Source organism: Massilia sp. Se16.2.3 (assembly GCF_014171595.1).
Lineage (GTDB): Bacteria > Pseudomonadota > Gammaproteobacteria > Burkholderiales > Burkholderiaceae_D > Telluria.
In genome coordinates this window covers 4,481,392-4,492,498 of the sequence record NZ_CP050451.1, presented here as the reverse complement: position 1 = coordinate 4,492,498, position 11,107 = coordinate 4,481,392, and the positions used below count along the sequence as shown (strand labels likewise).

Here is an 11,107-nt window from a genome sequence, read left to right as displayed (position 1 = left end):
CTAGCAAAAAACCACCGTACATGCACCGTAATTGCTCAGCAATGCGCGGCGGGGCCGCCAGGCGGGCCGTCAAAAAACGCATGAGGATAGTCGAAACGATTCGTTGTCGCCCCGACATCGCGGCCTTAATCTGGATCGCACGTTCCAACTCAACGCCCCCACCATGCCGCTCGACACGCTTTCCGCAGGATCACCTGCCCGCCAGGATTTCGACATCCGCCCCCTGCACGCACCGCTGGGCGCCGAGGTGCTCGGACTCGACCTGTCGCGCCCGCTGTCCACCGCCGACCTGGCGCGCGTGCACCGCGCCCATCTCGACCACCACGTGCTCGTGTTTCGCGACGCGCGCATCACGCCGGCCCAGCAGGTCGCCTTCAGCCGCCGTTTCGGCGAACTGCAGATCCACGTGCTGCGCCAGTTCCAGCTCAAGGAAGAACCCGAGGTACTGATCGTCTCGAACATCCGCGAGAACGGCGAACCCATCGGCCTGGGGGACGCTGGCCACCTGTGGCATTCCGACCTGTCCTACAAGGCGGTGCCCAGCCTGGGTTCGATGCTGCACGCCCAGGAGCTGCCAGCCGAAGGAGGCGACACCCTGTTCGCCAACCAGCACCTGGCCTGGGACACGCTGCCCGATGCGCTCAAGCGCGAAGTGGAAGGCGCCTGGGCCGAGCACAGCTACCTGGCACGCTACGAGGACCTGCGCAAGCTGAACCCCTGGCGCCCCGCGCTGACCCAGGCGCAGATCGACGAGGTGGTGCCGGTGCGCCATCCGGTCGTGCGTACCCATCCGGAAACCGGGCGCCGCGCCCTGTTTGTCAGCGAACATTTCACCACCCGCATCGTCGACATCCCGGAAGCGCGCAGCCGCGCCTTGCTGGCGGCGCTGTTCGAACACGCGACACGCCCCGAATTCATCTACCGCCACCATTGGCAGCCGCACGACATGGTGTTCTGGGACAACCGCTCGCTGCTGCACCTGGCGGCAGGCTGTCCGCCCGAGCAGCGCCGCAAGCTCTACCGCACCACGATCGCGGGCGACGTCCCGTTCTGACCAGGAGAATCGATTTGAATACCAGAAAGTTTGCCGCTGCCCTCGTCGCCCTGTCCCTGCTGGCGGGCGCCGGCGGTGCCCATGCCGAAGGCAAGATCCGCATCGCCGAGCAGTTCGGCGTGGTCTACCTGCTGCTCAATGTCGCGCAGGACCAGAAGCTCATCGAAAAGCATGGCAAGAAATACGGCGTCGACATCGATGTCGACTGGGTCAAGCTCTCGGGCGGCGCCGCCACCAATGACGCCTTGCTGTCCAATTCCGTGGACGTGGTCGGCGCCGGACTCGGCCCCCTGATGACGGTCTGGGATCGTACCGCCGGCAAGCAGAACGTGCGCGCCGTTGCTTCGCTCGGCAATTTCCCGTACTACCTGATCAGCACCAACCCGGCCGTGAAATCGATCGCCGACTTCGGCCCGAAGGACCGCATCGCGCTACCGGCCGTGACGGTATCGGTGCAGGCGCGCATCCTGCAGATGGCGGCCAGCAAGCAGTGGGGCCCCGCCGAGTTCCGCAAGCTCGACCCGCTTACCCAGGCGCTGCCACACCCGGATGCGGCCGCCGCCGTGATCGCCGGCAAGACCGAAATCAATGCCCACTTCGCCAATCCCCCGTTCCAGGATCAGGAACTGGCCGGCAACCCGAACGCGAAAATCGTGCTCGACTCCTACCAGGTGCTGGGCGGGCCGAGCTCGGCCACGGTGCTGTATGCCACCGAAAGGTATGTAAAGGAGAATCCGAAGACCTACCGCGCTTTCCTCGACGCGCTGGTGGAGGCGGCTCGCCTGGCCACCAGCAATCCGGAAGCGGCGGCCGACGCCTACCTGCGCGTGAACAAGGGCAGCATCGACCGCGCCCTGCTCATCAAGGTGATCAAGGATCCGAAGGTGCAGTTCAAGGTGGCGCCGCAGAACACCCTGGGCCTGGCCCAGTTCCTGCACCAGGTCGGGGCGATCCGCAACAAGCCGGCCTCGTGGCGCGACTATTTCTTCGACCACCCGGCGCTGGCCTCGGGAAGCTGAGTTGATTCCGCCCATGAATGCGCCCGCGAACCTGTCCACCCTGCAAGTCGTGCCCCAGGACGCGCTGCTGCGCGCCGAACATGTCACGCTCGAGTACGCGACCGACCATGGCGTGGTGCGTGCCACCGATGACGTGAGTTTCGACGTGCACCGCGGCGACCGTTTCGTCCTGCTGGGGCCGTCCGGCTGCGGCAAGTCGACCCTGCTGAAAGCCGTGGCCGGTTTCATCGCGCCGCGCGCAGGCAGCCTGCGCCTGGGCGGACGGCCGATCACCGGGCCGGGACTTGATCGCATCGTCGTCTTCCAGGAATTCGACCAGTTGCCGCCCTGGAAGACGGTGGAGGGCAACGTGATGTTTCCGATGCTCGCCGCCGGCATCAGGAAAGCCGAAGCACGCGAACGCGCCCGCCACTGGCTGGGCAAGGTGGGCCTGGCGCGCTTCCTCGACGCCTACCCGCACACCTTGTCCGGCGGCATGAAGGCGCGCGTCGCGATTGCGCGGGCGCTGGCCATGGGACCAAGCATCCTGCTGATGGACGAACCCTTTGCCGCGCTCGACGCGCTCACCCGGCGCACGATGCAGGAAGAACTGCAGCGCCTGTGGGACGAGATCGGTTTCACGATGCTGTTCGTGACGCACTCGATCGAGGAAGCGCTGGTGGTGGGCAACCGCATCCTGCTGCTCAGCCCCCATCCGGGCCGTGTGCGTGCCGAGCTGAACAGTCACCAGTTCGACCTCGGCAATGCCGGTAGCGCCGAGTTCGGCGCCGCCACGGCGCGCATTCACCGTCTGCTGTTCGGCGAGGCGAAAACCGATGCCGCCCCTGCTGCCGAGCTTCCTCAACCCTGTGTCTTGCATGTATGAACGCCTTCCGCGCACCACCCATCCGTCCCGAAGTCGAACTGGCGCTGGCCGCGCCCGTACCGGCGGCCGCGCCTACGCAGCAGGGGGGCGGCAGCCACCCGCGTTCCCGCCAACCTGGCCTGGCTGCGCAAGGCCGGCATCCTGCTGGTGCTGGCCATTGTCTGGGAAGCGCTGGCGCGCTGGTTCGACAACGAACTCCTGCTGCCGACCGCCTGGCACACGGCGCAGGCGCTGTGCGAGGGGCTGGTGTCGGGCGAACTGCCCGGCTACGTGGCCGTCTCGTTTGCCGTGCTGACCCAGGGCTACCTGATGGGCATCGGCGCAGCATTCCTGCTGACCTGGCTGGCGGTGTCGCACCGCATCGGGCGCGAACTGATCGAAACCTTGACCTCGATGTTCAACCCGCTGCCGGCCATTGCCCTGCTGCCGATCGCGCTGCTGTGGTTCGGGCTGGGCAAGGGTAGCCTGGTCATGGTGCTGATGCATTCGGTGATGTGGCCGCTGACCCTGAATGCCTGCGCCGGCTTTCGCGCCGTGCCCGAGACGCTGCGCATGGCCGGGCGCAACTATGGCTTGACGGGCCTGCGGCTGGTATTGCAGATCCTCATCCCGGCGGCCTTGCCCGCCATCCTGTCGGGCCTGAAGATCGGCTGGGCCTTTGCCTGGCGCACGCTGATTGCCGCGGAGCTCGTGTTCGGCACCACCTCGGGGAAGGGCGGACTGGGCTGGTATATCTTCCAGAGCCGCAACGAACTGTTCACCGATAAAGTGTTTGCCGGGTTGGCGATGGTGATCATCATCGGGCTGGCGGTGGAGCATCTGGTGTTTCATACGCTCGAGCGGGTGACGGTGAGAAGGTGGGGGATGGAGCGGTGAGGGCGTGGGTGCGTGGCGAGTTCACGCCGTGGGGTATGCGTGAGCACGACCGCGTGGAGTCGGGAGCCTCGCCGGCCGCCTCCACCCTACGGAGATCGAGCGATCCGGGCGAGTTCGCGCAACCGTTGGCCGTCGTGAAACGTAGGGTGGAGGCTTGACTCCACGCGGTCTGACCGTCGGCACATTGGCAACGCGTCCCCCGGCCCCTACTTTCGCCACTCATCATTGCACTGCACGATATCCCCGCCTCAACCCTCCCCACAGCGCACCAACACCGTGCGTTGTATCTCTTCCATTTTTGTTCTTGACCAAAATGGTGCAACGCAGTAAGGTGTTTCTTACGCTTTGCACCCTCGAAGCTCCATCGTCAGTCAGACGCGCACACAAAGCCCGCCAGGCATGACACGCTTTCATTTGTAGGCAGTTTGCTCCAACCCGCGCCACAAGCGCGAGAGATGCGCCGAGCCGCTACAGACACTCAGCCAAACGAGTTGCGTCCAGCACCGTGTCCGCAGGTTATCTATGGGTAACCGAACGCATGTGTGTGCACGCAGAAAGAAGGGAAGCTCGAGCGCTGTAGGGCAATCCGCATTTCGTTAGGAACGAGCATCCGATCAATCTCCCCATGGGTTTTGAAAGGAACGATTCATGAATAACGAAGCCTCAGGTCCGACAGGTCAACTGACGGGCGCTGAAATTGTCGTGCGTTGCCTGGCCGAGGAGGGCGTGAAACACGTCTTCGGCTATCCCGGCGGCGCGGTGCTGTATATCTACGACGCCATCTTCCAGCAGGACGCATTCCAGCACGTCCTCGTGCGCCACGAACAGGCAGCCGTGCACGCGGCCGATGCCTATTCGCGCAGCTCCAACACCGTCGGCGTCGCCATCGTCACCTCCGGTCCGGGCGTGACGAATGCCGTCACGGGATTATCGACCGCCTACATGGACTCGATCCCGATGGTCGTCATCAGCGGCCAGGTGCCCAGTCACGCGATCGGCCAGGACGCCTTCCAGGAATGCGACACGGTCGGCATCACGCGTCCGGTGGTCAAGCACAATTTCCTCGTCAAGGACGTCAAGGACCTGGCGACGACGATGAAGAAAGCCTTCTTCATCGCGCGCACCGGCCGCCCCGGCCCCGTGCTGGTCGATATCCCGAAGGACATCAGCATGCACAAGTGCGTGTACGACTACCCTCGCGAGATCGAGATGCGCTCGTACAAGCCGGTCGACAAGGGCCATGCGGGCCAGATCCGCAAGGCCGTGCAGCTGCTGGCCGGCGCCGAACGGCCGATGATCTATGCGGGCGGCGGCGTCATCCTGGCGAATGCCTCGAACGAATTGAATCGCCTGGTCGACAAGCTCGGCGCGCCGGTCACCAACACGCTGATGGGCCTGGGCGGCTCGCGCGCCAGCGACGAGCATTTCGTCGGTATGCCGGGCATGCACGGAACCTATGAAGCGAACATGGCGATGCAGCACTGCGACGTCCTGATCGCCATCGGCGCCCGTTTCGACGACCGCGTGATCGGCAACCCCAAGCACTTCGCCAGCCACCCGCGCAAGATCATCCACATCGACATCGATCCGTCCTCGATCTCGAAACGGGTCAAGGTCGACATTCCCATCGTCGGCAACGTCAAGGAAGTGCTGACCGAATTCCTCGCTCAGCTCGACGCAGCCGGTCCGCGCAGCAGCTCGCCGTCGCTGGCTCCCTGGTGGAAGCAGATTGCCGAGTGGCGCGGGCGCGATTGCCTGAAGTACGAGAAGTCCGATCTCGTCATCAAGCCGCAGTCGGTCATCGAACAGCTCTGGCAGGTGACGGGCGGCGACGCCTTCGTTACCTCCGACGTCGGCCAGCACCAGATGTGGGCAGCCCAGTACTACCCCTTCGAAAAACCGCGCCGCTGGATCAATTCCGGTGGCCTCGGGACGATGGGCGTCGGCCTGCCGTATGCGATGGGCGTGCAGATGGCGAACCCCGGCGCGACGGTCGCCTGCGTGACGGGCGAAGGCTCGATCCAGATGTGCATCCAGGAGCTCGCGACCTGCAAGCAGTACCACCTGACCCCGAAGATCATCCTGCTCAACAACCGCTTCCTCGGCATGGTCAGACAGTGGCAGCAGATCGACTACGGCTCGCGCTATTCCGAGTCCTACATGGATTCGCTGCCGGACTTCGAGAAGCTGGCCGAAGCCTACGGCCACGTCGGCATGCGCATCGAGAAGCCGGGCGACGTGGAAGGCTCGCTGCGCGAAGCCTTTGCCATGAAGGATCGCCTGGTGTTCATGAACTTCATCACCGACCAGAGCGAAAACGTCTGGCCGATGGTCAAGGCGGGCGCCGGCTTGTCCGAAATGCTGCTCGGCTCGGAGGACCTGTAAATGAGACACATCATCTCGGTCCTGCTGGAGAACGAAGCCGGCGCACTGTCCCGCGTGGTGGGCCTGTTCTCGGCGCGTGGCTACAACATCGAAACCCTGACCGTGGCGCCGACCGAAGACGCGACGCTCTCGCGCATGACCATCGTCACCTCCGGCTCGGACGACATCATCGAGCAGATCACCAAGCACCTGAACCGGCTGATCGAAGTCGTGAAGGTGGTCGACCTGACCGAAGGCCAGCACATCGAGCGCGAGCTCATGCTGCTCAAGGTGAGGGCGGTCGGCAAGGAGCGCGAGGAAATCAAGCGCACCGCCGACATCTTCCGCGGCCGCATCATCGACGTCACGGAAAAGACCTACACGATCGAACTGACCGGTGCCAAGAGCAAGCTCGACGCCTTCATCGACGCCATCGACCGCGCCTCGATCCTCGAAACCGTCCGTACCGGCGGCTCGGGTATCGGCCGTGGCGAGCGCATCCTCAAGGTCTGATCCGCCACCGGCTTCGATCAACATCGTAGGGTGGGCGCTTCGTTGAGATGGCCCCGGCCATCTCAACTGCCCACGCGAACGCCCGATCGGCCACCTGCCGTACAAACAGAACAGCCATAACGCCAAATACTAAAGGACAAAAAATGAAAGTTTTCTACGACAAAGACTGCGACCTCTCCCTCATCCAGAACAAGAATGTCGCCATCATCGGCTATGGCTCGCAAGGCCACGCCCACGCCCAGAACCTCTCCGAATCGGGCGTGAAGGTCACCGTCGGCCTGCGCCGCGGCGGCGCTTCCTGGAACAAGGTCGAACAGGCCGGCCTGCAGGTCGCCGAGGTCGACGAGGCCGTGAAGAACGCCGATATCATCATGATCCTGCTCCCGGACGAAAACATCGCCCAGGTCTACAAGGAAAACGTCGAGCCGAACGCCAAGCAGGGTGCCGTGCTCGCCTTTGCCCACGGCTTCAACGTCCACTACGGCCAGGTCGTGCCGCGCGCCGATCTCGACGTGATCATGATCGCGCCGAAGGCCCCCGGCCACACCGTGCGCAACACCTATAAACAGGGTGGCGGCGTGCCGCACCTGGTCGCGGTCTACCAGGACAAGTCCGGCGCCGCGCGCGACATCGCGCTGTCGTACGCGATGGCCAATGGCGGCGGTCGCGCCGGCATCATCGAGACCAACTTCCGCGAAGAGACCGAGACCGACCTGTTCGGCGAACAGGCCGTGCTCTGCGGCGGCACCGTCGAACTGATCAAGGCGGGATTCGAAACCCTGGTCGAAGCCGGCTACGCGCCCGAAATGGCCTATTTCGAGTGCCTGCACGAACTGAAACTCATCGTCGACCTGATCTACGAGGGCGGCATCGCCAACATGAACTACTCGATCTCGAACAATGCCGAATACGGCGAGTACGTGACGGGGCCTAAGGTCGTCACCTCGGCGACCAAGGAAGCGATGAAGCAGTGTCTGAAGGACATCCAGACCGGCGAGTACGCGAAGAGCTTCATCCTCGAGAACAAGGCGGGCGCCCCGACCCTGATCTCGCGCCGCCGTCTCACCAGCGAGCACCAGATCGAGGAAGTCGGCGCCAAGCTGCGCGCGATGATGCCGTGGATCGCGAAGAACAAGCTGGTGGATCAGTCGAAGAATTGATGGTGTTCTCGTAGGGTGGGCGGCTAAAGCGGGAACGCGTGAGAGAACGCGAGGCCTGCGCCGCCCACGCGTTCAACGCACGCGGGCATGGTCGCGGGGTTTCCACGGCCGGTTGAACGCGTGGGCGGCGTCGACGCCACGAATGCCCGACTGTACCGATGGAGCCGCCCACCCTACGTTGCAGCGCCGCGGTGCCTTACTGCGCCAGTCTCTCCGCCGCCCGATCCAGGATCCGCACCGCCATCGCGATCGAATGCGGCACCATCTTGCGCGCCACCGCCTTGCGCACCTCGTTATCCGACGACGACAGCACCGCGCCGCCATACTTGTACGAGTAGGCGCCGCCCTGGTTCAGCAAGGGGCGGATATCGGTCGCGCTCGCGGCCAGCGGCGTGAAGTCGTTCAGCGCCGCCAGCACCAGCGCGCCGTCGTTCAGCTTTTCCCGGTCGTAGTTGTCGCCCACCCAGCCTTCCCACGAAGAGTGGCCATTGCCCAGCGTGCCATAGGTATGGTGCGGCTGCAGCAGGTCGGTCGTATGCAGCGAGAAGCCCAGCGACTGCGCCGACGGCGCCTGCAGGAAGCGCGAGAAGAAGTACTGGCCGAGGTTGTCGATCGGCTGGAAGGGGAATTTCTGGTAGTCCTCGTACATCTGCGGCGTCGAGCTGCTGCCCTGGCGGTAGTGCGCCTCGGTGACGCCATAGCTGTTGTACCTGGTGGCGTCGCCGAACCAGCCGTTCATGCCGCCCGCGCCGTCGTCGAGGTAGTCGTTTACCAGCCAGGTCGCGGCCAGCTTGTCGATGTCGCCCGGGTTGGCCAGCTTGGCATAGTTGTAGCCGCCGAAGCGGTTGCCATGCGCGTCCTGGCCCGCGGTGCGGTTCTGGAAGTGCCAGAACGAGGTGTAGTGGGCCACGTCCGATGCCAGGCCCCACAGCGGCGCGTTGGCGCAGTTGCCGGTGGTCGCGCCGCAGATGTAGGTATCTTCGAAGTAATCGACATCATGCGCGCCCTGGCCGATCGCCGCGGCGAATTGCTCCATCGTGTAGCCGGCCCTGGTAACGCCGGCGAGCAGCTTCGCGTATTTAGTCTGGGCAGGATGCGTCTTCATGAATTCGATCGCGTCCATGGCGATACGACGATGGGTTTCCGTGTTCCATGCTTTCGCGGGCAGGCAGGCGATCAGCGCGATCGCAACCGGTGCCAGCTTGAATGCAGTTTTCATGTGTTTTCCTTTTTATGTGCAACGCAGGTTGGTGTTGTCGGTGCCGCGCATGCGGCAACCGGTCTGCTGGTCTTCACGGCCGCGGGCGGCCGTGTCATCTCCCCAGCTCGGGATGATCTTTCAGGAGCTGGGCACGCATCGCCTCCAGCCCGCGCGCCTTCTCCTCCGCCCTGGCGATCTTGTCCGCCGCGATGCCCATCGCGCGGCCGCGTTCGATGTCTTCGCGCAGGCGCGGCAATTCCTTGTTGACCGCATCGACATAGGCCGCGTACAGGCGCGCCTGCTGGCGCGATTCGTAGGCCGCATAGGCCTTCGGGTCGGCCAGCTCGGCTTCACTCGGACGCTCGCGCGGCGTCTCGTCGCGCGCGATTGGCGGCGCTTCGGGGTCGCCATGCAGGCGTGTCTCGGCCAGGCTGACGGCAGCCGGTTTGGGTTCGCCGGCGCCGGATGTGCGCGGCGCGCCGGCGGGCCCCGGATCGGGCCAGGGCGGGGCCACGCTGCGTTCGAGGCGGCATTGGCGGCGGCCGTGGCGCCGGCGGGGTGCACGGTAACGGCGGAGGCAGGCGCGTCCTCGCCGTCCGGTCACGCCACCCGGTGGCGAAGACGACGGCGGCCACCACGGCCGCCAGCTGGATTTCCGGCTTCATGATGCGCTCCCTACCGTGGATGCCCGCTGCGCCTGGCGCGTGCGCCCTTGAACAGCCCGGGTTGATCTCGATGGCGGCCCGGCGCAGCGCCTGGGCGCGCACGGCGGCGAACTGGCGCCGCGCCTTGTCATGGGCGATCGCCTGGCGCGCCAGGTAGCGCACCGTTTCCGAGTGCGGCGGGTGGAAGCCCTCGACGCGCTCCTCGACCAACAGCACTTCCCGGGTCGCTTCCTGGTCGCTGTCGACGGCGGCGCGGAAGGGACTCGAGACCTTCCCCGGGGCTGGAGCAGCACCAGCGAGGACAGCCAGTCGGGGTTGCCGGTCTGGTGTACCCAGCCGAGATCCCCGCCTGACTGCGCGTCGGGCGCAATCGAGAAGCGCCGCGCCAGCCCGGCGAAATCCTGGCCCTGCTGGCGGCCGCCACGACCTGCGCGGCCGTCGCTTCGTCGGGCACGCGGATGTGGCGCGCCTTGACCCGCAGCGTGCGGCGGAACTGCTCGCGGTTGGCGGCGTAATAGGCGCCGATTTCGGCGCGTGTCACCCCTGCGCCAGGCCCGCTTGCACCCGGCTCTCGCTCTCGGCATGCCCGGCCAGGCCATACAGGGCGCGCACTGCGTGCACATCGTCCTGGTCGGACAGCGCGCGGCGCAGGTCGGCCAGCGCCGGGGCGCCGAAGCGGCGCGCCGCCCAGTCCCGGACGAACAGGCCCGCCAGCGCGGTCCGCGCTCCCCTGCTGCATGAAGTCGACGTTGTGGTTGAAGAACTCCATCCGGCCCTGCACGTTCTGGCGCCGCAGCACGTCCAGCACCGTCAAGGTGCCGGGCTGGCCACCCAGCGTGTAGCGCAGCAGCGGCACCCTGGCGGCAAGCGCCTCCTGCCCGGCGTCGAGGGTGTAGTCGAGCCGCATCCGTCCCGGTTTGCCGAACAGCCGCTCGAGCGTGGCCGCGTCAAGCCGTGGGCTATCGGCGACCAAGCCATTCAGGTCGCCGCCGGGCAGGGCGTGCAGCGCCGCTTCCAGCTCGCGGGGGTACATGCTGCGCAGCAGGCCGACCAGCTTGTCGTCCGGGGCCGCCTCGCGCGCGAAGCCGACGCGGGTGGCCGGATACAGCTCCTCGCTGGTAAAGCGCTTGCGTGCCCAGCTTGCCAACAGGCGCTCGGCGACGAGTTCGTCGAGCACCGCAGCGGGCGTCGGCCGTGGTTTGCTGTCCTGGCTCGCATGCAGCATGGCCTGGAAGGTAAAGGCGTGAATGGCCTCGCCATTGACGCGCGCCGCCAGCGCGGGATCGTCGAGGGTGCGCAAGGTGGACGCGGTGGCCGATAGCATCAGGGCGCAGCCGAACAACCCGATCAGCGCGCGCAGCGGGTGGACGAAAGAGGATCCCTTCATGGC

The 11,107-nt window shown here is 65.6% G+C and carries 10 protein-coding genes and 1 pseudogene; 8 read left to right on the top strand and 3 right to left on the bottom strand.

Annotated elements, in window-relative coordinates:
* The first annotated feature begins 163 nt into the window (after positions 1–163).
* The 7 genes and pseudogenes from G4G31_RS20515 to ilvC all read left to right on the top strand — a co-directional run bounded on the left by G4G31_RS20515 (position 164) and on the right by ilvC (position 7,851).
* Entirely contained in the window at positions 164–1,054 is an 891-nt protein-coding gene (locus G4G31_RS20515) for a TauD/TfdA family dioxygenase (protein WP_182989163.1), read from the top strand.
* A gap of 14 nt (positions 1,055–1,068) precedes the next feature.
* Positions 1,069–2,073 carry an ABC transporter substrate-binding protein gene (locus G4G31_RS20510; protein ID WP_374011265.1) on the top strand — a complete coding sequence of 335 codons (1,005 nt, stop codon included), beginning with the start codon at positions 1,069–1,071 and terminating at the stop codon, positions 2,071–2,073.
* A gap of 13 nt (positions 2,074–2,086) precedes the next feature.
* Positions 2,087–2,938 (top strand): ABC transporter ATP-binding protein, encoded by an 852-nt coding sequence (locus G4G31_RS20505; protein WP_182989162.1) that lies wholly within the window; start codon positions 2,087–2,089, stop codon positions 2,936–2,938.
* Positions 2,935–3,814: pseudogene (locus G4G31_RS20500) on the top strand (ABC transporter permease). Before G4G31_RS20505 ends, G4G31_RS20500 begins: the two are co-directional and overlap by 4 nt.
* A gap of 648 nt (positions 3,815–4,462) precedes the next feature.
* Positions 4,463–6,199, top strand: a complete 1,737-nt coding sequence (locus G4G31_RS20495) for an acetolactate synthase 3 catalytic subunit (protein WP_182989161.1) — start codon at positions 4,463–4,465, stop codon at positions 6,197–6,199.
* The gene (gene ilvN / locus G4G31_RS20490; RefSeq protein WP_182989160.1) at positions 6,200–6,691 is read left to right on the top strand and encodes an acetolactate synthase small subunit; all 492 of its coding nucleotides are present in this window, start codon (positions 6,200–6,202) and stop codon (positions 6,689–6,691) included.
* Between the two features lie 143 nt (positions 6,692–6,834).
* On the top strand, positions 6,835–7,851 hold the full coding sequence (gene ilvC / locus G4G31_RS20485) for a ketol-acid reductoisomerase (RefSeq protein WP_182989159.1): 1,017 nt from the start codon (positions 6,835–6,837) through the stop codon (positions 7,849–7,851).
* A gap of 196 nt (positions 7,852–8,047) precedes the next feature.
* On the opposite strand, the gene G4G31_RS20480 is transcribed toward ilvC, so the two are convergent.
* Positions 8,048–9,070, bottom strand: coding sequence for a phospholipase (locus tag G4G31_RS20480; protein ID WP_182989158.1), 1,023 nt, complete (start codon positions 9,068–9,070; stop codon positions 8,048–8,050).
* Between the two features lie 94 nt (positions 9,071–9,164).
* Complete coding sequence (locus G4G31_RS20475; RefSeq protein WP_182989157.1) at positions 9,165–9,566, bottom strand: hypothetical protein; 402 nt, start codon at positions 9,564–9,566, stop codon at positions 9,165–9,167.
* A 98-nt stretch (positions 9,567–9,664) separates the two neighbouring features.
* Here G4G31_RS20475 and G4G31_RS20470 point away from each other — a divergent pair, with 98 nt between their 5' ends.
* The gene (locus G4G31_RS20470) at positions 9,665–9,874 is read left to right on the top strand and encodes a hypothetical protein (protein WP_182989156.1); all 210 of its coding nucleotides are present in this window, start codon (positions 9,665–9,667) and stop codon (positions 9,872–9,874) included.
* Here G4G31_RS20470 and G4G31_RS20465 read toward each other — a convergent pair.
* Complete coding sequence (locus G4G31_RS20465; RefSeq protein WP_182989155.1) at positions 9,845–11,104, bottom strand: hypothetical protein; 1,260 nt, start codon at positions 11,102–11,104, stop codon at positions 9,845–9,847. The genes G4G31_RS20470 and G4G31_RS20465 overlap by 30 nt on opposite strands.
* Positions 11,105–11,107 lie beyond the last annotated feature (3 nt).

What these genes read in the sequence shown, in the direction of transcription:
- G4G31_RS20465 (WP_182989155.1), bottom strand. Translation starts at nt 11,104, where the DNA reads ATGAAGGGATCCTCTTTCGTCCACCCGCTGCGCGCGCTGATCGGGTTG.
- ilvC (WP_182989159.1), top strand. Translation starts at nt 6,835, where the DNA reads ATGAAAGTTTTCTACGACAAAGACTGCGACCTCTCCCTCATCCAGAAC.
- G4G31_RS20480 (WP_182989158.1), bottom strand. Translation starts at nt 9,070, where the DNA reads ATGAAAACTGCATTCAAGCTGGCACCGGTTGCGATCGCGCTGATCGCC.
- G4G31_RS20495 (WP_182989161.1), top strand. Translation starts at nt 4,463, where the DNA reads ATGAATAACGAAGCCTCAGGTCCGACAGGTCAACTGACGGGCGCTGAA.
- G4G31_RS20515 (WP_182989163.1), top strand. Translation starts at nt 164, where the DNA reads ATGCCGCTCGACACGCTTTCCGCAGGATCACCTGCCCGCCAGGATTTC.
- G4G31_RS20505 (WP_182989162.1), top strand. Translation starts at nt 2,087, where the DNA reads ATGAATGCGCCCGCGAACCTGTCCACCCTGCAAGTCGTGCCCCAGGAC.
- ilvN (WP_182989160.1), top strand. Translation starts at nt 6,200, where the DNA reads ATGAGACACATCATCTCGGTCCTGCTGGAGAACGAAGCCGGCGCACTG.